General features: G+C 43.1%; 20 protein-coding genes, 1 tRNA gene and 2 pseudogenes. 8 read left to right on the plus strand and 15 right to left on the minus strand.

The window, feature by feature from the left end; translation table 11 throughout:
* Positions 1 to 254: 254 nt before the first annotated feature.
* On the minus strand, positions 255 to 1010 hold the full coding sequence (locus MSSIT_RS10900; RefSeq protein ID WP_048172356.1) for an MBL fold metallo-hydrolase: 756 nt from the start codon (positions 1008 to 1010) through the stop codon (positions 255 to 257).
* A 97-nt stretch (positions 1011 to 1107) separates the two neighbouring features.
* Between MSSIT_RS10900 and MSSIT_RS10905 the strand changes: the two genes are divergently transcribed.
* Positions 1108 to 1192: transfer RNA gene (locus MSSIT_RS10905), tRNA-Leu, on the plus strand.
* Positions 1193 to 1453: 261 nt separating this feature from the next.
* Here the strand turns inward: MSSIT_RS10905 and MSSIT_RS25685 are convergent.
* From MSSIT_RS25685 to MSSIT_RS25690, 8 genes are all read right to left on the minus strand, one after another.
* The gene (locus MSSIT_RS25685; protein ID WP_156158938.1) at positions 1454 to 1756 is read right to left on the minus strand and encodes a hypothetical protein; all 303 of its coding nucleotides are present in this window, start codon (positions 1754 to 1756) and stop codon (positions 1454 to 1456) included.
* On the minus strand, positions 1704 to 2189 hold the full coding sequence (locus MSSIT_RS10910; RefSeq protein WP_048172358.1) for a tetratricopeptide repeat protein: 486 nt from the start codon (positions 2187 to 2189) through the stop codon (positions 1704 to 1706). Before MSSIT_RS10910 ends, MSSIT_RS25685 begins: the two co-directional genes overlap by 53 nt.
* Before the next feature lie 187 nt (positions 2190 to 2376).
* Positions 2377 to 7326 carry a papain-like cysteine protease family protein gene (locus MSSIT_RS10915; protein ID WP_052721612.1) on the minus strand — a complete coding sequence of 1650 codons (4950 nt, stop codon included), beginning with the start codon at positions 7324 to 7326 and terminating at the stop codon, positions 2377 to 2379.
* A 565-nt stretch (positions 7327 to 7891) separates the two neighbouring features.
* Positions 7892 to 8332 (minus strand): UbiA family prenyltransferase, encoded by a 441-nt coding sequence (locus MSSIT_RS21250; protein ID WP_052721613.1) that lies wholly within the window; start codon positions 8330 to 8332, stop codon positions 7892 to 7894.
* Positions 8333 to 8340: 8 nt separating this feature from the next.
* Complete coding sequence (locus tag MSSIT_RS10925) at positions 8341 to 8751, minus strand: hypothetical protein (RefSeq protein WP_048172360.1); 411 nt, start codon at positions 8749 to 8751, stop codon at positions 8341 to 8343.
* 512 nt (positions 8752 to 9263) lie between these two features.
* Positions 9264 to 9938, minus strand: a complete 675-nt coding sequence (locus MSSIT_RS10930; RefSeq protein ID WP_048172362.1) for a phosphoribosyltransferase — start codon at positions 9936 to 9938, stop codon at positions 9264 to 9266.
* 143 nt (positions 9939 to 10081) lie between these two features.
* Positions 10082 to 10462: an SDR family NAD(P)-dependent oxidoreductase gene (locus MSSIT_RS10935; protein WP_231589763.1), complete on the minus strand. Its 381-nt coding sequence runs from the start codon at positions 10460 to 10462 to the stop codon at positions 10082 to 10084.
* Between the two features lie 69 nt (positions 10463 to 10531).
* Positions 10532 to 10612, minus strand: a complete 81-nt coding sequence (locus MSSIT_RS25690) for a hypothetical protein (RefSeq protein ID WP_082089132.1) — start codon at positions 10610 to 10612, stop codon at positions 10532 to 10534.
* 813 nt (positions 10613 to 11425) lie between these two features.
* Here MSSIT_RS25690 and MSSIT_RS10945 point away from each other — a divergent pair.
* A complete protein-coding gene (locus MSSIT_RS10945; RefSeq protein WP_156158842.1) occupies positions 11426 to 11689 on the plus strand; it encodes a hypothetical protein in 264 nt (87 codons plus the stop codon).
* Between the two features lie 332 nt (positions 11690 to 12021).
* On the opposite strand, the gene MSSIT_RS24110 is transcribed toward MSSIT_RS10945, so the two are convergent.
* Together MSSIT_RS24110 and MSSIT_RS10955 are read right to left on the minus strand one after the other, a co-directional pair.
* The gene (locus MSSIT_RS24110) at positions 12022 to 12195 is read right to left on the minus strand and encodes a hypothetical protein (protein WP_015412686.1); all 174 of its coding nucleotides are present in this window, start codon (positions 12193 to 12195) and stop codon (positions 12022 to 12024) included.
* Between the two features lie 331 nt (positions 12196 to 12526).
* Positions 12527 to 12922, minus strand: a complete 396-nt coding sequence (locus MSSIT_RS10955; protein WP_048172369.1) for a Mov34/MPN/PAD-1 family protein — start codon at positions 12920 to 12922, stop codon at positions 12527 to 12529.
* A gap of 255 nt (positions 12923 to 13177) precedes the next feature.
* On the opposite strand from MSSIT_RS10955, the gene MSSIT_RS10960 reads away from it, so the two are divergent.
* Positions 13178 to 14533, plus strand: a complete 1356-nt coding sequence (locus MSSIT_RS10960) for an NAD(P)-dependent malic enzyme (protein WP_082088961.1) — start codon at positions 13178 to 13180, stop codon at positions 14531 to 14533.
* 246 nt (positions 14534 to 14779) lie between these two features.
* Here the strand turns inward: MSSIT_RS10960 and MSSIT_RS10965 are convergent, their stop codons facing one another.
* A complete protein-coding gene (locus MSSIT_RS10965; protein ID WP_048172371.1) occupies positions 14780 to 15028 on the minus strand; it encodes a hypothetical protein in 249 nt (82 codons plus the stop codon).
* Between the two features lie 207 nt (positions 15029 to 15235).
* On the opposite strand from MSSIT_RS10965, the gene MSSIT_RS10970 reads away from it, so the two are divergent.
* Complete coding sequence (locus MSSIT_RS10970) at positions 15236 to 15913, plus strand: class I SAM-dependent methyltransferase (protein WP_048172373.1); 678 nt, start codon at positions 15236 to 15238, stop codon at positions 15911 to 15913.
* 303 nt (positions 15914 to 16216) lie between these two features.
* Positions 16217 to 16435: a hypothetical protein gene (locus tag MSSIT_RS10975; RefSeq protein ID WP_048172374.1), complete on the plus strand. Its 219-nt coding sequence runs from the start codon at positions 16217 to 16219 to the stop codon at positions 16433 to 16435.
* 230 nt (positions 16436 to 16665) lie between these two features.
* On the opposite strand, the gene MSSIT_RS10980 is transcribed toward MSSIT_RS10975, so the two are convergent.
* A complete protein-coding gene (locus MSSIT_RS10980) occupies positions 16666 to 17190 on the minus strand; it encodes a YIP1 family protein (RefSeq protein WP_048172376.1) in 525 nt (174 codons plus the stop codon).
* A gap of 55 nt (positions 17191 to 17245) precedes the next feature.
* Between MSSIT_RS10980 and MSSIT_RS10985 the strand changes: the two genes are divergently transcribed.
* From MSSIT_RS10985 to MSSIT_RS25840, 3 genes and pseudogenes are all read left to right on the plus strand, one after another.
* Positions 17246 to 17527 (plus strand): PKD domain-containing protein, encoded by a 282-nt coding sequence (locus MSSIT_RS10985; RefSeq protein WP_048172378.1) that lies wholly within the window; start codon positions 17246 to 17248, stop codon positions 17525 to 17527.
* Between the two features lie 788 nt (positions 17528 to 18315).
* Complete coding sequence (locus MSSIT_RS10990; RefSeq protein ID WP_048172380.1) at positions 18316 to 18636, plus strand: hypothetical protein; 321 nt, start codon at positions 18316 to 18318, stop codon at positions 18634 to 18636.
* A 497-nt stretch (positions 18637 to 19133) separates the two neighbouring features.
* A pseudogene (locus tag MSSIT_RS25840) lies at positions 19134 to 19835 on the plus strand (sensor histidine kinase); the annotation flags it as partial.
* A 327-nt stretch (positions 19836 to 20162) separates the two neighbouring features.
* Here the strand turns inward: MSSIT_RS25840 and MSSIT_RS11000 are convergent.
* Together MSSIT_RS11000 and MSSIT_RS22045 are read right to left on the minus strand one after the other, a co-directional pair.
* On the minus strand, positions 20163 to 20474 hold the full coding sequence (locus tag MSSIT_RS11000) for a YIP1 family protein (protein WP_048172381.1): 312 nt from the start codon (positions 20472 to 20474) through the stop codon (positions 20163 to 20165).
* A 101-nt stretch (positions 20475 to 20575) separates the two neighbouring features.
* A pseudogene (locus MSSIT_RS22045) lies at positions 20576 to 20992 on the minus strand (IS1634 family transposase); the annotation flags it as partial.
* Positions 20993 to 21387 lie beyond the last annotated feature (395 nt).

Raw genomic sequence — 21387 nt, forward strand, 5'->3', positions numbered from 1 at the left:
CCTTATTCATGTAACCATGTCAGTAAGGCTCTCTCTTTTTTAGGTGTGCTTAATATGAAAAATTCATGAAAGTCTCATAGTGTATATGGAAATGAAAGAAAAATAAAAATTAATTTAGAGAGATCTATGCGCCACACATTAGATCTCTTCTCTATTTCTTTTAGCCCTGATAAACTAAGCAACTGTGAACCATAAAAATAGTCCTCTTGAGCGTAGCGAAAAGGACCGCGTACTCCCGAGCCGCAACTCGGGCGTTACAGCTCAAGCCCCATCAGGTCTTCTGCAATAATCACCTCGCCTTCGACATAACCCCTGAGACGACGGACTGCTTCTTTTTCATGCCCTTTCATTTCGGGGTAGAAATGGGTCAGGCAGATACTTCCGATCTCGCCGTTATAGTCCTCAAGCATTTCGGCAAGGGTGCCCGGAGTTGTGTGGTTTGTTACTTTTGTGCCGGCAGGAAAAGAGCATTCGTGGATCAGGAGATCGGCTTCAACTGCGAGGTCCATGATATCCCTGCAGGGTTCGGTATCCCCGGAGTAAACGATCTCTCCGGCTTCTCCGGTTATACGGTACCCGAGAGTCGGGACGCTGTGGACAGCGGCTGCACAGGTTATTTCGCAGTCAAAGCCCTCAGGGGTAAATTCTTTTCCTGGGTAGAGCTCTATAATGTCCACGTCCACATCGTCCTGAAAATACTCATAAGCCCCGATCACCTGTGTGAACCAGTCATCGGTCCCTTCAGGCCCATAAACCCGCATATCGGTTTTTCCTCGGAGCCAGTTTGCTTTTACGAGAGGGATCAGGTCAGCTACGTGGTCAAGGTGAAGGTGTGAGAGAAGTACGGTATCAACTTCCGTATGTGGGACTCCGGCATCGGGAAAACGGCTCAGTACGCCGCTTCCGCAATCAATAAGAAGAGGTTTTTCCTCAAGTCTTAAAAGTATTCCGGACTGTACCCGACCCTTCTGAGGGATCGCAACTCCAGTGCCAAGAAATGTAATTTCCATATGGTAAAGAATAAGCTTTAAATAATTTAACTTTATTTAAGGCATGTCTGCGTAACAAAGTTTTTGCGGCTCAAAACCAGCCAGCTTTTCTCCATGTGCGAGGGTTGCCCAGCCAGGCCAAAGGCGCCAGACTTAAGATCTGGTATCGAAGGATTTCGTGGGTTCGAATCCCACCCCTCGCATTTTTTAAAAAGTTTTTATTTCTCTATGAATAATATTAAGTCAATATTTTTTTAGTGAAAATTCCGATTAGATTTATACTTATTTTGTAAACTTTAGGTTCCTTGGGTCATATTTAGCCGTATCCTCACAAAAGACCGAATTTTAAGAGCTGCACGCCGATGAGGAACCTGTAAAGAATTTCTTTAATGGCTCCCAAGTTGAGATCTTCAGAAGGCTTGCCCACAAGTACAGGGATTATTCCAGAAATATCCAGTTCAGAGTTATTTTCCAGGCTCCTCATCTTTTTTTACAAATTCATCAAACCCATATATTTTCGTAATCCTTTCCTTTAGTTCGTCAAGTTTTGCAGTGTATTCTTCTGCTTCTTCTTTCCGGCCCAGACTCGTGAGTAACTTTAAGTACTCTGTGAATGTTACTACCGCCCCACCCATGTATAAGAAATTTTCAGGTTCTTCATCAAGTATTTTTGCGTTTATGGGTATACTTTTTTCAAAAGCCTCTTTTGATTTCTCATATTCGCCTGCCAGATGATACGCAGTGCCTTTCAGCTTTCCCGTTATTATAAAAAGCCATGCCGAGCGACTGGTAAATTTCGCCCTGCTTCAGGATGTAAGAAATATTTCCTGGCTGTATCCGGAGTTTTTCTTTCAGGAAGTCGAGGTCCCTGAGGTAGTTTTCTTCAGTTTTTTCAATGCTTCCAAGTTTTGAGTACAGGTCCCCGGAGACTTCGTATAAGAAAAGAAGATGATCAGAGACAATCATGTTGCCGGGTTCTTCTTTGAGGATTTTTTTATAGATTTCTTCTATCTGGCTAAAGACCCTGTTTGCGTCCTCGACGTTCCCGAATAAAAGGCAGTATTTTTTAAATTGTTCAGTTATCGTCTTCAAGTTTTCAAATAATACCGGGCTTCCGGGAACCAGTTCGAATAATCTCCCGTAATTCTCCAGGGCTTCTTCATTCCTTTGTTCGGCAAGAAAAGCTCTCCCCTTCAACATAAGGATAGAACACCGGTAAAAGATAAAGTCGTCTCTGATTGAATAGAAAGACACCGTGATTACAAAAAGGAGCAGGAGTTTTGGATTGTACGGCTCGACACCGTGAAAGAAAAATATGACCGGAGATCTCGAAGAAAAAGGAATGCCCGTTTCATGATGGCTTTGTAGCCACCATGGAAAGGGCGATTTAGAAGTGCATGACCTGCAAACGCGGGGCGTCCGCAACTTCTTCGAATTTCTTGGAGAAGGCTCGGAAAGACTCGGTATACTGACGGCCGCCAGCCGGGTCATTGATCCGCAGGAAGGTGCCATCGACCGTGCCATCTCCGTAGATGCCACGGACTACCCGTGCGTGGATAGCCCAGAGGCCACCGGGAGTTTCATCAGCGATCACGATAAGCGGGCCGTAAAGCTCGATAAGCCCACGCAGGCCGCTTACGGTGTAGCACATGGGCGGCTCTCCTTTCATGCCGCATGCTGCGGCAAAGGCTTCATGATCCGCAGCCGGCAAGCCCTTATTGGCATCGAACATGGCCCGGTAGGTCGCACCGGCTTTGTCCATTGCGGTCTCAATTGTGTACGACACTTTATCCTTCCAGGACATCATCATGGTCGCAACCGTAGCCCAGCATGTCATGTTTGAGGGCTGCGCGATGATCGGCACGATCCCGGGAACGGTGTAATCAAAAGAGGTTCCGGTACCGCCGGTCTTGGGTTCGCTCACCTCTACCGATTCCGTCCCGCGGTTGATCTTGATATTAGGTGCCTTTTGCTGCGACTGGGACTTGATCAGGTCCTGGACTTCTTTTTCCTGGGTCAGGTTTGCAGGTTTTGCCGTAGGTTCGCCCACCATTGAGCTCAGGGCGCTGTAAGCAAGCTTATTGGCCTGGTCCCTGGAAATCTGCTGTTTGCCCTCAGCGTCCTGAATGGCTTTCAGAGTCTTGCCGATGTCTTTCTTCATGGCGCTCTGCTTCTGGATATCGGCAGCCAGACCTGCCAGATCGGTCACGCTTTTTGAAGTGGTTTCCAGAGCTTTCAGTGCATTGGCCTGGGTGCCAGCCAGGCCGGTCATGTCCTTGAAGACATCGCTCTTGCCAAGTAGATTAAATGCCGCACCGAGACCGGTGGGATCGGGTGAAGACGGTGCTGTTTGCATGGCAATGATGTTTGACGGTAGATCCTTGACCTGCAGGTCACCCACATCCGAACGGCGGCTACTGGTGGAAACAGTGTCGATAGCTGTGGGTTTCGCATCACACGGGACTTCGGAGAAGCGCCAGTGTCGGGTATCATCAATTTCTTCACAGCTGTTGCATTTGCCCATAACGGATTCCGCGTAGACTCCTTTTGTCGGGACGCTGATCCGGAACGGGTCCGGCTTCATCGTTGGCTGGTAATAGGTAACAAGTTCTTCAACACCCTTGAATACGGGATCGAGCCTTTCCCCGGGCACAACCTTGAGCACAAGATTATTCCCGACAGTGCCCATGATTTTGTTCTCGACAACACTGGCGACGCTCTTACCTCCCGAATTCGGTGCAATGTAGCCGTCCAGCAGCCCGAACAGGCGACTGGCATCCATGCCGGACCAGATAACCTTATGGGCCATTTCCAGGTGTTCGTTCAAAAAGCTGACCAGCGCGGCCGCAGCTTCACGGTCCTCCTTTCTCGGGTCCCTCAGCTCCCTGTCGGAAAGCGGCGTGTATATCAATGCCGCATCGGTCCTGGTCTGAATCTCGATATAGGGCGGTGTGGTAAGGTCAACATGCACCTCTACTGTGTTAATTATGTCATTGTTAACCCGACTGTTCCGGACAATGGACTCGTTAAGATGCCTAGTCCGGTAATAAAGATAGGCCGAACGTAAGATGATTTTGGAGGACGCTTTGACAGTCGTGTTGGCGCGGAAACGCAGATGCTTTATCCGGCGTCGGGTAATATTGGGTGTCGTTTTACTGGCGAGTTTTACTTCAAGAGGCATTCCGCGGCGGTAGTTTGAGAGCAGGGTAAAGTCCAGGTCCAGCGGCTCTTCAGTACCATCCTCTGCGATAGCCTGAATCCCGATCTTATCGATAAACGTGTGGACGATCTCAGGGGCGTACTGTGATTCGAAAATGGTGTCTTTCTCGGCTTCGGTCAGAGGGACTTCGCGTTCCAGCGTGAATTTCATAAAGCCGGAAAACCACGGGAACGGCACACTCAGATCGTAAGTTTCGGTTTTTGTTGCTTCTTCTATTGTGCTGATGTAAGGGCGTTTGAGTTCGAACGAGATGGAGAAACTACCGCTGAAATCCTCGATCACTTCATCTGCGTAGCTGCCGACAGGCAGGTCCGAGTCAGCGTAATTGTTTTCTATCCTTTCGATAGCATCAAAGCCCCTTACCAGTTTTTGGCCATACACGGCCCGGCGCAGCGTATTCCGCCACCGGAGGATCTTTTGATGATCGAAGAGGCTCATCGGCAGCGGGATAAACAGGCACTCCTGGACATCCACAAGTTCCGTTTCAATCGCATAATGCTTCAGCACCTCGAAGTACTCCACCGTCATGGCATGACAGTGGTTGTTGTTTTTGACTACCTCGGTCTGCACAGTCACGTTTTCGGTCTGCCCGACTGTCTGTATGACCGTGCTGCGCTGGCTTCTGAGCGCTGAAGCCGACTGAGCAATATTGTCCTGTAACCGGTTTAATGTACTGCCCGCCAGGTTCCGGGATGAGTTTTGCGTAGCAGTGGAACTGGATGAGGCCCCCGAATGAGAAACACCCCCTGCAATGCCGAGGCCGAACGAACTGCCTATGAACCCCAGGGCTCCACCGATGCCCCCGCTGGTGGAGCTTGTTTTATTGGTTGAACTGGCATTGATATTCTCCAGAAAAGACGAATTGATTATTTCACTGATATCCCTGTCGTGTGAAATCCCGGCTACGAGGGCTTCTGTGACTGTTTGTGCTTCGCTTCGGGCGGAACGTTCTTCACGATCCCAGTCGACAATTGCGATCTGCTTTTCCTGGCAGGGGGCCAGCGGCAGGCTATAGAGCAAATCCCCAAGCGAATACCCGTCAGCCTTCCACTTTTGCTTGAAATGCAGGATATGGCCGTGCGCAATCGTGGTATTCTCGTAAATTGTGGGAGTTTCATCCCAGTCTATGCTATTTTCAACTGTCAGCTCCTTACGCCCGGGATGGTTAGAGATATAAGCGCGTTCAATATCCTCAATCTTATTAATGGCGGTGTAAATCTGCCTTTTAAGTTTATCTAACGAACTCTTGATGGGGTTGTAGTTTTCGATGAAGTAATTATCTTCCAGGGAGATCATGAAGGAAGTGCTTGAAACATAAAAACTATGGAACTGCTCCAGCAGGTTGAGAAATGCCGTAATGCTGGTGATAAATAAATCGTAATTGGAGCGGATCATCAGGATCTCGCCGAGCGAGAAGATGGTCTTATTGCGCAGCACATCTTTTGTGTCTTCAAACTGATTCATCAAGCACCGAATACCCATTGTTTTCTTTTTTTCAGTGGACGGGCAGGGTTCGAAATTGTATGCACCTTTTTCTCCCACCTGTGACAGTTCAGCCACCAGACGCCGCAGATAGCCAAGCAGTTCTTCCGGATCCTGAGACTCATTCGTGGCTGTATCCACTTCCTGGATCAGCTTTACTCCTCGGTTTTTCATGACGTTTATTAGCCCGGAATCCGCAAAAGGTTGCTGCATCAGTTCATCAAGATCGGAAATGAACTCTTCAAACTCCTTCGCCAGTTTGCTGTTGAGTTCAACAAACTTTGCATACTTCTTGATATGTCCAAGGATGGATTCCAGGGTATTGTAATTCAGAGCATTCTTTGCTGTCAAAGTCTCGCAGTAGGTCTTAGCTTCCTGAACCCCGTATTTGCCACAGTAAGCCGCAGCCAGTTGTTGATGCAACTCCTGTAATTTCGCTTTTCTGCGAGCCTGTTCAGCCAGCATTTTGACCAGAAAGCTGAAGTTGATCCCCGAACTCACCTGCAATAGGTCCTGTGTGCTTAATTTGAGCTGTGCAGTTCCTGAAGGTACTTTCAGGTAGTAGACCGGCGAGGTCGGAGCAGCGACCTTCGCGCTATTGATCCGCAACGCACTATCCATTTCAGCTGCTGTTTTTTCTTCATCCACGGTGTAAGGAATAACAGACAGGGTCCTGAATGAATTATTGAGTCTACCGAAAATCGTAAAGAGCTCGTCGGAGATGGTCTGCAGTTCGTCTTTTATGTACTTGCTTTCTTTGGCCGTAATAGTCAGACCCTTGATCTCCGGTTCCGTGGTTCGGACAGTATGGTAAAAGCTGAATTCTTCCAGGGTGCGGTTCGGGATCGTAAAATCGACACACTTACCCCCCAGATCCTGGGAATACGAAGAACTGAGAACCAGGTCATCCGCATCAGGTAACATCGGGGTTCCTCCGCCGGAAAGGGCCTCCCCGGATAAGTCTGACAAATCAGTGACAAGGATAAGGTCTTTGGGGATCCTCCTATTATCCAGAGTTATCGGGATAGGCGTACCCTCGAGTCCGGCGATCAGTCCGTAAGCACGTTCGTGAGTCTTGTTATCCACCCTTCCGAAGAAATAGCCCCCCTTATCGGTCTGTGCGGAGAAGATCGGATGATAGTTTTGACTATCTACTGTAGCATTCGGATCATCACTTGCCATGATGACGATCTGAACGCCAGCAGCTTTTTTCTCTCCAGAAATATCAATTACCCTGCCTGCAACCTTTCGATAGGCATCCAGAACCGGGCTTGATTCATTAAATTGAATCACCTTGGGATCCACATGCAGAATCAGGGGTTGTGTTTTATCTTCTTCGTTTTCCGATAAAATAGCCGCATTAAGACTGCCGAAACTGTAAATTTGAGTGCCCAGCTGCTCACCATCCGGTGCAAACACCGTGATCGTGACAGATTTCCCGCCCAGTAGTTCCGGTTTAGGTAGAAAGAAACGGAAGGCTCCATTTTGTTCGACATCACTTCGATCTTTGCTGTAAATCGAATTGCCGCCAATCTCCTGAATGTAGCTGACTTTCAAAAAATGACCCAGATACTCATCGGTAACTGGCACGTTATCCGTTGGTTTCAAAAAACCGTTGATGCTGACTCTGTCCATACTTGATTCATCCCCAATGTTTCAAGTCTCTTAATGGATCTTTGTTGTTTTTTTACCCAGGAGCTACTCTCGCTTGCCACATAGTAAGAAAAGCAAACTTTGTAACTAACCCCCCTAAGATTTACAAGTACCTCCAACGGTAACTAAATTATAAAAAAGATGTAAGAATATAAAATACTTATGGAACATATTTAGGAGACTTTTTAAGAAGACTTATTATTATGTCCTGGCCTTTCGATTTTACTCAAAATCATGCAAAACAATAAGATTTTAATTGCGTTGAAATAAGTTACTTTGTAATTGTAAGGGGAACAACTCAATAGAGAATTACAAAAATGGAATGAAGGGAATATCGTACCGCAGAGCCACAACTCTGCCTGAGCTGACCTTATACTGTTTAGATTACATTACCCCTCCCGGAAAAGCTCCGATTTCCTGATCCCCTATTCTATACTCCGGTTGTGGAAAAAAGGAAAACGGTTTCCTGATTTAATTCAGGAAGCCGAACAATTCGTAAAGCTTTGCTATGTCCTGAAATAAATTCAAAAACCAACAGGGACAAGGCTTAATTCGCAAGAAGCATTACGATAGGGGCCATCACTATATAAGTACCGTCCAGAAGGGTATACTGTAAGAGTAAATGACCTCTCCTGTAGGGTTCATGAACGAGGTATTCGATGAGAAATGCAAAATAAGGCAATGAAACAAGCAACCCCAGACAGGCGGGAGGAAAAGCCCCAAGGAAAAACCCGGCAAGTGTGAGAATTGCTACTACCCCGTTTATGAAATGGAGGAAATATTTCGTTTTCCGGATGCCCAGAACAAGTGGGAAGGTATTAACACCATTGATGCGGTCGGCTTCAAGATCCTTCATATCATAGATAATCGAATTCATCGCTTCGTTGAGGACTGTACGAAAACAGAGAAGGATCAGAGCTATGAAATTGTCTGTCTGGAAATAGATTCCCGTATAAAGGACAACAAAACTCAACCCGATTCCGACCATCAGGCTTTTTACACCGAGATAATCCTTTGCACGTCTCCCCTTTTTTTGAATACGGTTTTCTTGAGGTCGGTTGTATAAAGGGCAAAATAAAAGATTGTTAAAACAATTAAGAGCCCCAGTTCAATCTTTTCGTGAAAAGCAAGAAATATCCCGAGTAAGGTCATGATAACGGAAAAGACCAGCAAAAAAGGTTTGCAGGCAGTTACCGTAGAAGAAATGATATTGTCAACTGCTGCATCTCTATCGCCTTCGATTAACCTGTTCGCTGTATACAGTCCTGTTGTAATTGAAAACCAGACCAGTACCGGATTTAACGAAACCGGTTCTGACAGCAAAATATTCGTAATCAGTGCCAGGCCAGCCATGGAAAGGCCGACAATTGTTCCTGAAGAAAAGACTAAAGCTAAAAATCTATTCATCTTTTTCACCTTTCTAAATTTTGTTTTTTTATCTCATACATCCTGAAAAAATTAGGATGAAAATTCGATCCTTTTTCACTATACGCTCCTTTGCGAGCCGATACTACAACTCAAAATTAATTCTCAGAATCTCGGATTCAGAATTTCCAACAGGATCACTAATCAAGGGAAATATTTCTGGAACTTCATCGATTAGAGAATAAAGCGAGTTTTGGGATCAGTTTTATAATTATAAGAAAAGTAAATTAAAACCAGAGAATCAAAAATTCGTAACTATCGTCCTATGGCAAAACAGCATCAACATCCATCATTCTAAAGATAAGAGCTCTTTGAAGGCGTCAAAAAACTCAAAGAATAGTGATATGTTGAAGAATAGTGATATGTTGATATGTAGGGGTTTTAAAGAGAAAAATTGTAACAAAAGTCAGATAAATGATATGGAAGTCACACAGAAAAATATATAAAAACAGTCTCTGAAAAAGTGCTTAAAAAGTTTCTGACCCAAATTTCTTTCACGTTGATAGTGAAGATTGGTCAAACTCATGGGCTTTAATTTCTTTTTCATTTATCCTCTCCCTGAGCAGGTCAAGCACTTCTTCATCCGAAACGTCATACCAGTTTTCGTAAGCCTGAGCAACGGCCCTGAAATCGATGGGCATATCGAGTACAACGAGTTCGTCGGCTTCTTTTTCAATCGATTTTGCTGCCTCTCTTCCAGTTACAGGCACAGCAACTACAATTTTTCCTGCTTTCCGGGCTCTGCAGAGTTCAATGGCTGCCCGCATGGTAGAACCCATGGCAATTCCGTCATCGACAAGGATCACAGTTCTTCCTGCAAGCTCAGGCAGAGGATTTCCCCTTCTTAAAGCATTTATGCGTCTTTCGACCTCAACAATCTGATCCTGTTTGATCCTTTCAATGGTTTCCCTGGCAAGCCAGCAACTGGCATTTTCAAAAATAAAGGTGCTTCCGTCCTCGGCTACTGCTCCGAATCCGGCTTCCGGGTTGTCAGGAAAAGGCAGTTTCCTTACAATAATAAGAGAGAATTCAGCACCCAGCTTTCTTGAAACCTGTAATCCTACTTCCACTCCCCCGCGTGGAATAGCAAGGACAAGGAGGTTTTTATCCCTGTACTTTTCAAGTACCTGGGCCAGTTTTTCTCCAGCATCTTTACGGTTTTTGAACATGATTCCACCTTGTATCAGGATTTTGTATCAGAATTTGTCGTTTTCCAGAGATTGTTTTTTGTCTCTCCTTTGTCTTTCTTTTTGTCTCTATTATCTCATTTTTGTCTCTCTTTATCGCTCCTTCAAACAGAGCAAAATCTGAATTAAACCACCCTTATGGGAGGCCTGTAAATCTCAATTGAAGAGCCGGAAGGAAGAGTCGTTTCCGGCAAACAGAGCTCAAGAACTTTACTTGCAACGCCTTCGGGTTTCAGGACAGGTTTACCCGAGTGAAGCGAGTGATACATATCCGTATCCACACTGGCAGGGCAGACAGCATATACCTGAATGCCTCCAATTTCATAAGCAACAGACTCGGTAAAACCTATTACTGCAAATTTCGAGGCACAGTAAATCGAGAGTTTGTGTATCACATGTTTTCCTGCACCCGAGGATCTATTTATGAGACTTCCTTCTCCCCTCTTAAGCAGATGGGGAAGGGCGTACTTTGTGCAAAAAAACATGCCTTTTACATTCGTGTCCATTAAAGATTTATTACAAAGTAAGGTAAGTTCTGCAAGTTTGAGTTCATGTCTGCTCTTATAGATTGACCGTTACATATCCGTATCTACAGCACCCGGACAGATTGAATAAACCTTTATCTGCCCTTTCAGTTCGGTGGTGATTGCCTCGATTACTTCGTTTACCCCGAATTTTGAGGCACAAAAATATGAGGCTCCTTACATCTTCTTCATTGTGCACGTCAACAGGAATCGCAAAATTCTTTACTTCCCGCGTCCTTTCGATCCAGAGTTTCTTTGGATCCACTCTCGTTCCTTGCAGCAATTACAATATTTGTACCCTCGTGTGCCAGAGCGAAACAAATGGCACTTCCTATCCCTTTGTTCCCTCCTGGTAAATGGACTATTTGACCTGTCAGACTTATGATTACCCATTTTATTAAACCACTACCCAATTTATTAAACCATTTTTATCTAATTATATTTTATTAAAAAATGGCTAAAAAGAGGGATATATTTTTGGAAATTAAGTTTCTGAAAAAAGGTTCGTTTTTTATGAGAACCTGACCTTTAACAGGCTGTCTCAAAACTATACCTGATAAAACTATACCTGATAGTACATTTGGGTCAGAAACCCGTAATCTTTATCTCTTTTACAAAACTTAATTCCAGTGTTCACCATGTTTAGAAAGTACGATCAAAAGCAGCAGTTTTTACTTCCATTTTAACCTGGAAGATTTTGTTCCTGAAAACCATATGGTCAGAGTACTAAGCGACATCATATATGTCGTTGATATTAATGCCATAAATTCCTCTTATCTAAGTGATTGTCACAAAATAGAGACGGCATGTTTTCATACAAGCTCCCCCTATTGAACATATATATGGCTAACCAACTTGAGAAAATTATCTCTGAAAAATATAAATCACTATAACCTTTTCTTGATGCAGATTATTTACGATATGCACTTGTATGGAACTGGGATTTTGACAATCACCACCAGCGGATCATCATGGAGTCCCGATATCCACAGCAACAGAATTGTATGGATCGATTTTCGCAATGGAAACTCCGATATATATATGTGCATTATTTCGGAACAGGGAGAAAAATCACTTATTGCAGACTTTTCTGCATATCCAACCTCTGGACGTGCACCATTAAAAGTGCTATTCACCGACAGTAGCGCAGGTCCTCCAACCTCATGGCTCCAGACTTCGGAGATGGCATTCATTCAAAACATGCCATGAATGCGACTCACAACGTTTACCAGACCAGGAAAATATAATGCGAGCCTTACAGTAACGAATGCGGGCGGAATGGATACGGAGAACAGGTATGAGTATATTGTGGTATCTGGAGATCAGAAAGCAGATTGATCGAAAAAACGTAAAAGTAAAAAAGGAGATATAAAAAGGAAAGATTTAATGGAACCTAACTTACAATTCATTTGAGTCCGGCAAGCAGAAAAAAGTTTTTTGCGCTTTCCGGCATTTTTTCCATCCGGATGCTCGATCAATATACTTTTACACTTTCTACCTCATTTAACCGAGCTTTCCTCGTCCCCGATTCACTATTCATTTTAGTACCGTGCCGCTCCCGCTTTCTTCGATTTGGGACCTTTATTTGGCCTGAAAGCCCGCTCCGGGCACTTCTTGGAATCGGTTTTCCCGCGTACTTCAAATCCGAGGCTGAAACATTCGCCCTTTATCTCATCAATAGCCGTATAAAATCTGCAGTCTTGGCATGTAGGCATTAGTATTACTACCTCCAGATACGTGAAGGCCATCTGGTTCTTGAGTTTCAGATGTATTTCCGGGACACAATCTTTGAAGCGGAAGCCGCTCTCCCTCGAATAAAGGCAAAGAGTGTATCCTTTAAATAATGTGTATATGTAAATAAAATGTTTTTGGTAGGCAATAAAACAGGCAGCCGGCGGGTTTGGGGAAAGCACTGCATTTTCAGGCGATAATAAAAAACAGTGAAATTAATCCTGAAAATGATTTTCATATTCGCAGAAGTATTTATACAATCCTGCAGGGATGTACAACCCTATCAGGTATTTTTAGTTCAAATCTTCTATTTGTTCAAATTTCCTCGTCCTCTTCGAATTCTATATCAAGAACAGGAAGGTCCCTGACATTTCCTTCCCTGTCATAGCAGGTCCAGCTCTCCCTGTTGTACGGGCGGCCCGCTATAATATGGCAGTTTCCTGTTTTTGAGAACAGGCGTAGGTCAGCTTTTGAAGGTCTTCGGTTTGCTCCCGGATGGCTGTGGACCGAGCCTACGGCTTTTACATTTGGCATCATGTAAAGCCTGAGAACTGCGTTTGTATTACTTGATTCGGTCCCGGGCAGGATAAGCACCTCGGTGATTATTCCGTCCTGCTCCTGCAAAAGCCCGGCAAACTCTTCCGGGGCCATTGATTTGCTGGCTTCGAGGATAAAATCAAGAGTATCACGGGCAATGCCTTTAATCTGCATGTAGAGTAATTCTCCTGAAATGGTATATGTCTTCCTGCTGAGTTTTGGAATTACATCTGAATTTTAGAATTTCCACTGTATTTTAGAATTCAGAACTGCAACCCGAACCTGAGTTCCTTACTCCGGATTCATTTTACCCCCTAAATTTAGCGCTTATTTTTACAAATCATTATATTTCTATAAATCCTAATGTATCATAATATTTCGTGCAGGTCGTTTTACCGGAGCTTTCCCGCTCCGGAAGCAGGGTTTGCTATGTTTGCTATAATACAACAGGGGGCTTTCGGAATAAAAGAAATTCATCCGGTTTCAGGTTTGGAAAGAAAGCTTGAAGAAAATATAGAAGAAAATTCCGTAGGAGAATCTCAAAAGGACTCCGGAAAGGACATAGTAAAAGATAGTGACACGCACGCGTCCTTATATCAGGAATCGCTCGCCATGCATAGGAGACTTGGAGGCGTGCTTGAAGTTGAAAGCAAGGTCCGACTCCGCACAATCCACGACCTTAGCGTTGCCTATACACCGGGGGTTGCTGAGCCGTGCCGGAAAATAAAGGAGAATCCCAGCCTTGTCTACCTTTACACTATCAAGAAAAATACTGTAGCTGTCATAACAGACGGTTCAGCAGTGCTCGGGCTTGGAAACATAGGCCCGTGTGCAGCTCTGCCGGTAATGGAAGGAAAGGCGATTATCTTCAAGGAATTTGCCGGCATAGACGCTTTTCCGATCTGTCTCGACACTCAGGATACCGAAGAAGTGATAAAAACGGTACAATACCTGGCTCCTGCTTTCGGGGGTATCAACCTCGAAGATATCAGTGCCCCCCGCTGTTTCGAAATAGAGAGCCGCCTGCGTGAAGAGCTTGACATTCCTGTAATCCATGACGACCAGCACGGGGCAGCCATTGTCGTATTTGCCGGGCTCCTGAACGCTCTTAAAATCGTCAAAAAGAAGCTTGGGGAGCTGAAAATACTTATTGCGGGCCTTGGAGCTGCAGGGGTTGCTATTTTCAGGTTCCTGATTCGGGCAGGTGCAGATCCTGCGAAAATCCTTACATGCGACAGCCAGGGAATTGTGTATGAAGGACGGGAAATAGGCATGAACCCCATAAAAGAGGAAATCGCCAGGCTTACGAACCCCGGAAAGCTGAAGGGCAGGCTCAAAGAAGCCTTCCCGGGAACTGACCTCTTTATCGGAGTTTCAGCCGGGGGGACCGTAACCGAGGATATGGTCCGCTCGATGGCAAAAGATGCTATTGTGATGGCAATGGCAAACCCCACTCCTGAAATCATGCCCGATGCTGCAAAAAGAGCTGGGGCGAGAATTGTTGCTACTGGCAGGTCGGATTTTCCAAACCAGCTCAATAACTGTCTGAGTTTCCCCGGGGTCTTCAAAGGGGCTCTTGGGACCTGTGCCAGGAAGATAACCCCTGAAATGGAAATGGCAGCAGCCTATGCCCTTGCAAATGTCGTGTCTGTCGGTGAGCTCTCGGAAGACTACATAATCCCGGAACCTCTTGATAAGCATGTGGTGCCTGCGGTTGCAAAAGCCGTTGCCAATGCTTCACTTGAAAGCTGTGCTGCAAGGAGAAGCCTTGAAGACGACATCTGAAAGCTTCGAGTTTCGGCTGAAAAAATCCGGTTTGCGGACAGGATCTTAAATATGTGAGAATGACAGAAGCTGTGAGACTAACAGAAGTGAAGTATAAATACGACTTTACCATTATATTTTATTGGTAGTGGGGAACAGTCGTATGTAAGGATCTCTCTAAAACAAATTAAACCTCTTAATATCCCCACTTCCAAAATTGAAAAATAAAAGTTTTCTTCCAGTGAAAAAGAAAGTATGAACTGAGGTTTATTCGAGCCTGTTCTTTTGAATCTCTTCGAGTATTTTCTTCTGCGTTTCTGCGATCTCTTTTAATGTTGCCCTGATTTCAGTCAAAATCTCTATTGTATTTTCTTTGATAGCGGTTTCCTGGATTTCCACAAGGCAAGTATCGGTTTCCTCTATTTCTTCCAATTGCAGCTCCCGCAGGACATCTCCAAAGACGCCAAATTCACGGGTCTTCTGGTCTTCAATTAACTCTTCATCTTTGAGATCCATGCTTCTAACAATGTCGTGAAATATAAATAGATTGTTTTTTAGCTTTATCGAGAGCGTGCCCAAAAATGCAATGAGAAAGTAAAGTGTTGTATGAAAGTAAAGTGTTGTATGAAAGTAAAGTGCTGTAAGAAGGGAAAATGAAGTAAGAAGAAAAATACAATAAGAAAGAAAAAGACCAGTCTTCAGTGCTGAAACCCGGAGGAAAAAATGAGCGATATTCAACAGAAGTTTGATGCTATTTCAAAAAAGTACGATGAACAGAGAAAGAAGTTTGTACCCTGCTTCGATGACTTTTACGGTGCAGCAGTATCCGTGGCGTCAGTTGATTCGGAAAACCCAGGTATTATGGACATAGGTGCAGGAACAGGCCTTCTATCGGCGTTTCTGATGAAAAGATATCCGGAAGCATCCTTTACGCTTATTGACATCTCGGAAAAGATGCTGGCTATGGCAAAAGACAGGTTCGGAAATAACTCAAACGTCAAATATATTGCAGCAGACTATTCAAAATACGATTTCGTGGACAGATATGATATTGTAATTTCAGCCCTATCCATTCATCACCTTGAGGATAAAAAGAAAGAGGAACTTTACAAAAAGAGTTACTCCATACTCAAAGAGAACGGGGTTTTTATTAACGCCGATCAGGTTCATGGTGAAACTCCTTTCATAGAAAACCTGAATAAGACGACCTGGAGACAGTATGTAGAAACAAGCGGCCTGCCTGAAGAAGAAATTCTGGCAGGTTATGAAAGAGTTAAGCTTGACAGAGATACGAGCCTGGAACAGCAGCTGGACTGGCTTAAAGAAGCTGGTTTCTGTGATGTTAGCTGTATATATAAGTACTATCAGTTTGCAGTGATGTTCGGAAGAAAAATTGCATAAATAACAAGGATTATTGCGGAGAGCAGGGGAAAAACTGTGGTACCCCTGACTCACATTAAATCCCCGGCTGTTTGGGATAAGCTACAAACGAAATATGGGATTATCAGTACATCTCTTGCCACCCTTTCCTTTTCAAACCCTGTTTTCAATTATCATTGGATTCTAAATTATAATTCTGTAGTAATTATATGTCCGTAATAATAATCTCTTTGTGATGCCCGGTGATCTGTTAGCGGTTTCCGGGTTTGAAAGATAAAGAAGATGTTAGTGAAATCAGTACCAGAGAAACGGGGGTAATTCAACATGGGAGAAGAAATGGCAGGAAAAACCCAGATGCATCACGGAATGTTCGAGCTCTGGGAGCTTCTGACTGAAGAACAGAAAAAAGAAGTTATGTTAATGAAAATGGACATGAAAATACAGTGGATGGAAATAAAAATAGATAAAATGGAAAAGATGATCGAGCTAAAGAAAAAATCCATCGAAAATACTAAAAAAGTCAAGGAAATGATCGAAAAATAAGAAAAATAAAAAAATAAGAAGCAGGGAATCGAGAGCCGTAAATCACGAAAAGACAGGTAACTTCCAGGTTCTGCAAGCTCTCAATTCCCGCCCTTACTCCGGTCCGGATTCAATTTTGAATTCAACTTTGATTTTTATTCTGAACTGCAGGCTTTCGACAATGATATTATCGGATTAAAGATAAAATTTCACAATAAATAACAAAACCGGCAACAATTTCAATAACAGAGTTAGACTAGCCCGCTTGAAGAAATCAGCACTATGAATACAATAACCATCAAAACGGACAGAAAAACAGCCAGAGAAGATCTCTCCAGGCTTACTTCATGAACAAACCTGCCGCCCACAACGTAGAGATATAGCTGGTAAACTCCGAAAATCCCTCCTGCCAGAGGGACCCAGAGGAGAGAGAGCGCAGCAGAGGCATAGAGTACGAACCTTACGGTACCTTCGTAAGTCCCCTTTCCTCCAAGTGCTTTTTGAATAATGTGGAGTAGTGTAGCGTCGAGGAAGAGAGTAACAAAACCGGCTACAGGTGCCAGAAGTGCGACCGCAAATATCATTGGAGAACTGAAGCCGTTGACATCGTACACTCCGGGATTAAAAAGCAGGTAAAAAAGCGAGTATATGGCAACGTTAACTACTGCAAAAAGGATAGGATCAGCGTATCCTCCGGTCCTTGGCATTTCGCTGTAAAAATGAGAGGGACTTTTCATAACCTCTTTCCAGGTTCCGATGTAATCAAGATTGATCATAATGAATAATATTACGAAGTTATATTTATATTTGATCTGTCAGAGTGCTATTTACATGTACGACCTTTCAGCCGAACCCATAAAACCCCGGGATTCTTTCACTTCTAACGCGACTTCCGGCAAATCCCCGCTGACTGTACTGTTCACCGATACCAGCACCGGAGGCACACCCACAAACTGGTACTGGGATTTCGGAGACGGCATTCATTCAAAACACGCTCAAACTGCAACCCACACGTTCCTGAAGGCAGGGGAATACACAGTCAGCCTGACAGTAACAAACGCTGCCGGGAGTGATACCAAAACTGTGAAAGGGTGTATTAAATTGTCGGAATGAAATAAAAAGAGGGAAAAGCTGAAGGGATTTCGAAACCCGAGAGATTCGAAACTGCTGCTGGAAAAGATAACAGCCGGTGACAGTACCAATAACAAAATTAAACAAACCCGCTTAAGGAAAACATCACTATAAAAACAAGAACCATTGTCAGTGACATTAACAGAATTACGGCTAATGCGGATCTCTCCATGCTCATATTGAGCTCATGCCAAAACTACATACAGGAAGACCAATAAAGGTAGATGTGGAAGAATAAAAGAAGAAAAGTATAGTAGAAAGGTTCTTTAGCTGGATAGAGTCATGTAAGAAAGTATTTCCAAGATATGAAATAAAAGAAGAGTCATATTCAGGAGTTGTAATGGTAGCAGTAATAGTTAGATTACATGAAGTTTTGGGATAGGCTCATTAATTATTTAATTTTCATATTGGAGGATAGTGGGTAGTGGGGGCGAGTTATTGAAAATCAAGAGCTTCCAAGTCTCTTCATATTTATTTCAAACATTGAGTATGTGTTCTTTTTTTCAGATTTGGTCAATGACTCGCCCCCCACTACCGAATAGTGTTTCGTAATTAAATGAACACTTTTTTATTCTGTGGCTCATACAATATTAAAAATTATCTACTATCTTATTCTCTTCCAAACTTAACTAAATTATTACAATTGAAGCATACTTAGATTTCACACTCAATTATATATTTATACAAATTAAAATACAATATTTTATTTAGTGATTGCAGGAATATAGTAAAATAAACTCGTGGTCACAAAAAGAATCCAAGAGGGGAGTATGGACGCTAAAGTGGAACAAACCCCAACAACGAATCAAAATCCTGTTCTCAGTATAGATAGTAATGGTACTATTATTCACTCAAATGAAGCGAGTGAGCCTATATTAAATGAATGGAGTGTAAGAGTGGGCGAAAAACTACCTTCGAGTATCGTAGATCATGTACAAAGGGTAATCTCCCGAAATAGCCCTGAGAAAACTGAAGTTAAAGTGGGAAATAAGCTATACCTGGTTGTTTTTTCTCCCTTTCCTGAAGAACAACGCGTTAATATCTCTGGATTCGATATAGTGATCAGGAAGAGTTCGAAAAGGGTATGGTAAGTGAAGCTCGAAAGAAGGCAGAACGGGATACATTGATGGAAGAATTAAGGAAGAGCGAAAAGAAGTACCACATGCTCTTCGACACGATTGACGAAGGCTTCTGTGTGATCGAAGTACTGTTTGATGAAGCGGACTGCCCGCTTGACTACCGCTTTCTGGAGATTGACGCCTCTTTCGAGAGGCAGACAGGCATCAAGAACGCTGTTGGGCGATGGATGCGAGAGATAGCTCCCGAGCACGAAGAGCACTGGTTTCAGATATACGGGAACGTCGCCCTGACGGGCGAGCCCGTACGCTTTGAGAATCCGGCTTTTGCTCTCGGTCACTACTACGATGTCTACGCCTTTCGTACCGGCGATCCCGAGCAACGGCGGGTCAGCATCCTCTTCAACGACATCACCGAGCGCAAAAAGGTTGAAAAGGCGCTGCGCGAATCAGAACTAAAATACCGTACCCTATCAAACATTTTAGAAGAGAAGATTAAAGAGCGCACAGCAGAGCTTAAGAGAGCTTATAAATCTTTGAAAAAAATTGAAACCGTTCGCAAAAAGGAGATCCACCACAGGATTAAGAATAATCTTCAGGTAATCTCGTCCTTACTCGACCTTCAAGCTGAAAAATTCAATGGCAAAAATAGTATAAAAGACTCCGAAATCCTTGAAGCTTTCAAAGAAAGTCAAGACCGTATCATTTCAATGGCTTTAATCCATGAGGAATTATATAGAGGCGAAGAAGTCGATACTCTTAACTTCTCACAGTATATTGAGGAACTCGCTAATAATCTAATTCTCACCTATAAGTTTAGAAATGATGTCAGCTTAAATATGGATCTCGATGAGAATATTTTCTTTGATATGGATACTGCTGTCCCATTAGGAATAATAATTAATGAACTTGTATCCAATTCCCTCAAATACGCATTTGTAGGAAGCGATAATGGGGAAATAAGAATCCAACTCCATAGAAACGAAAGCAAGAGCGAAGGCCGTACCACTTTCGTTCTGGTAGTCTCAGATAACGGCAAAGATATGCCTGAAGACTTTAATATTGAAAATGCTGATAGTCCGGGGCTTCAACTTGTAACTACTCTTGTAGACCAGTTAAACGGGGAACTTGAGCTGAGAAGGAATAATAGGACTGAGTTCATTGTTAAGTTTTCTATCACAGAAAAGAATAATCAGGTAAATTCTCAAACATAATAATTAATTGAATAGATTATGCTTGTAAATTCTTTTTACTAGGTGTTCTTCAAAACCTACTCTTTATCCTCGATGATATAAACGAAGCAAAGAAAAAGGAATAGCTACAGATTATTAATGATTGAACTGGTCCCAAAAATAAAAATTGCTTATTTAAATCCCTGTTTTAAATTAATCAATCGGTCTACGGATAAGGAAAGTAATCTAAACTCTTATAGGAAATGAAAATAGAAATTGGTTTTGGGATAGGCTCAGTATGTACAAACTTGCCGCCCACAAGATACATCTGGTAAAGCCCGAAAATCCAGCCGATGAAAGGAATGAAGATTAATGATGTGAAGCAGACGAATAAAGCACGAATCTAGCAGTGCCTTCATAAGTTCCTGTTCCTCCAAGCACTTTATATATGATATAAAGCCCCGCAGCATCGACAAAGAGAGCGGTCAAGCTTATAGCAAGTAATATGACCGCCATAACAGTTGTTGCCAGAGAAACAAGCTCTATGGGTTCGTTTTTATCCGGGGAAAAGATCAAGCGAGTAGCTGTGAGTATTGCTGCGCTGCCTGTTGCAAAAACAACAGGATAAAAGTATCCTCCGGTTGTTGGCATTTTCCTGAAAAAATCAGGTGGAATTTGCATCCTGACTTCCCATTGAATTAGGCACATATTCCAAGCGCATTTAATATTTCTTTTTGCTTTTTTGTCCTTTCCATGACAATTTGTTCTCCTTCTGTCAGAATTATCAAGTACTTTGCAAAATCAATATGTACAGCACTATTTCCAATAGAGTCCAGAAGGTTTGAAATGGATTGAGAGGAAAGGGGTAGTTCAGGATGCTCTTTGGAGAGAACAGTACATTCATACCATTCTTCAATGTGATCATAAGCTAGCGGTTTTATTATGTGGTTCATCGCGAGAGTTAAGATCTACCACGCTTGTTTTTCTGAGAAGCTTTTGCTAAGCAGCAGATCAAGTTTTAACTCTTCTGTGATTTTTAAGAGGGGAAGGTACTCTCCATAGGAGAGTACCTTTTCAGGGATAGATATCAGTGGTTTCTTTTGAGAGCGAACTTTTATTGGTTGGTCGTTCACAAGTTTCCCAAGATACTTGCTTTTCTGTAGGATTTTCTTTTCTACAGAATCGTAATAGGGAGTGATCTCATAGAGCTATTCATTTCCTTTTATTATTTTGACACTTGTAAATGGCTTTATTGTGCATAATAATTAGGCACAGAATAATAGAGACTTTTCGATAGATAGAGCACTGAAAATAAAGCAAAAAGAGGAATTGTGCCTAAATTAGCGGAAAGTCAGGTGAAAAATGTTTAAATTTTGGCTATTAATTTTGTTTTAAAAGAGTTTGCGTTCCCACCTGAAAAACCTGGAAGTTCCGAAATGAGTTATAAAAGTTTTAACTTTTAAATTTCTAGTTTGGGAAGAGGTTTGAGGTATTTAACTTTTGGGTTGTGAATTTTCCGTTTTTAATCTTTAGTGTGGGGTAGATTTCTTTTGGAGTAGGTGTTTGTTTGTGTTTGTTTGCTAGTGGGTGTTCA

The sequence above is a fragment of the Methanosarcina siciliae T4/M genome, from assembly GCF_000970085.1.
Classification (GTDB): Archaea; Halobacteriota; Methanosarcinia; order Methanosarcinales; family Methanosarcinaceae; genus Methanosarcina; species Methanosarcina siciliae.

Bases quoted from the DNA above. Each gene is read 5' to 3' on its own strand.
- MSSIT_RS21250 (WP_052721613.1), bottom strand. From the start codon at position 8,332: ATGGTCGGAATCGGGTTGAGTTTTGTTGTCCTTTATACGGGAATCTAT.
- MSSIT_RS10925 (WP_048172360.1), bottom strand. From the start codon at position 8,751: ATGAATAGATTTTTAGCTTTAGTCTTTTCTTCAGGAACAATTGTCGGC.
- MSSIT_RS10970 (WP_048172373.1), top strand. From the start codon at position 15,236: ATGAGCGATATTCAACAGAAGTTTGATGCTATTTCAAAAAAGTACGAT.
- MSSIT_RS10935 (WP_231589763.1), bottom strand. From the start codon at position 10,462: ATGGACACGAATGTAAAAGGCATGTTTTTTTGCACAAAGTACGCCCTT.
- MSSIT_RS10975 (WP_048172374.1), top strand. From the start codon at position 16,217: ATGGGAGAAGAAATGGCAGGAAAAACCCAGATGCATCACGGAATGTTC.
- MSSIT_RS10985 (WP_048172378.1), top strand. From the start codon at position 17,246: ATGTACGACCTTTCAGCCGAACCCATAAAACCCCGGGATTCTTTCACT.
- MSSIT_RS10990 (WP_048172380.1), top strand. From the start codon at position 18,316: ATGGACGCTAAAGTGGAACAAACCCCAACAACGAATCAAAATCCTGTT.
- MSSIT_RS10900 (WP_048172356.1), bottom strand. From the start codon at position 1,010: ATGGAAATTACATTTCTTGGCACTGGAGTTGCGATCCCTCAGAAGGGT.
- MSSIT_RS10930 (WP_048172362.1), bottom strand. From the start codon at position 9,938: ATGTTCAAAAACCGTAAAGATGCTGGAGAAAAACTGGCCCAGGTACTT.
- MSSIT_RS10960 (WP_082088961.1), top strand. From the start codon at position 13,178: ATGTTTGCTATAATACAACAGGGGGCTTTCGGAATAAAAGAAATTCAT.
- MSSIT_RS10965 (WP_048172371.1), bottom strand. From the start codon at position 15,028: ATGGATCTCAAAGATGAAGAGTTAATTGAAGACCAGAAGACCCGTGAA.
- MSSIT_RS10910 (WP_048172358.1), bottom strand. From the start codon at position 2,189: ATGTTGAAGGGGAGAGCTTTTCTTGCCGAACAAAGGAATGAAGAAGCC.
- MSSIT_RS11000 (WP_048172381.1), bottom strand. From the start codon at position 20,474: ATGCAAATTCCACCTGATTTTTTCAGGAAAATGCCAACAACCGGAGGA.
- MSSIT_RS24110 (WP_015412686.1), bottom strand. From the start codon at position 12,195: ATGCCTACATGCCAAGACTGCAGATTTTATACGGCTATTGATGAGATA.
- MSSIT_RS10980 (WP_048172376.1), bottom strand. From the start codon at position 17,190: ATGATCAATCTTGATTACATCGGAACCTGGAAAGAGGTTATGAAAAGT.
- MSSIT_RS10955 (WP_048172369.1), bottom strand. From the start codon at position 12,922: ATGCAGATTAAAGGCATTGCCCGTGATACTCTTGATTTTATCCTCGAA.
- MSSIT_RS10915 (WP_052721612.1), bottom strand. From the start codon at position 7,326: ATGGACAGAGTCAGCATCAACGGTTTTTTGAAACCAACGGATAACGTG.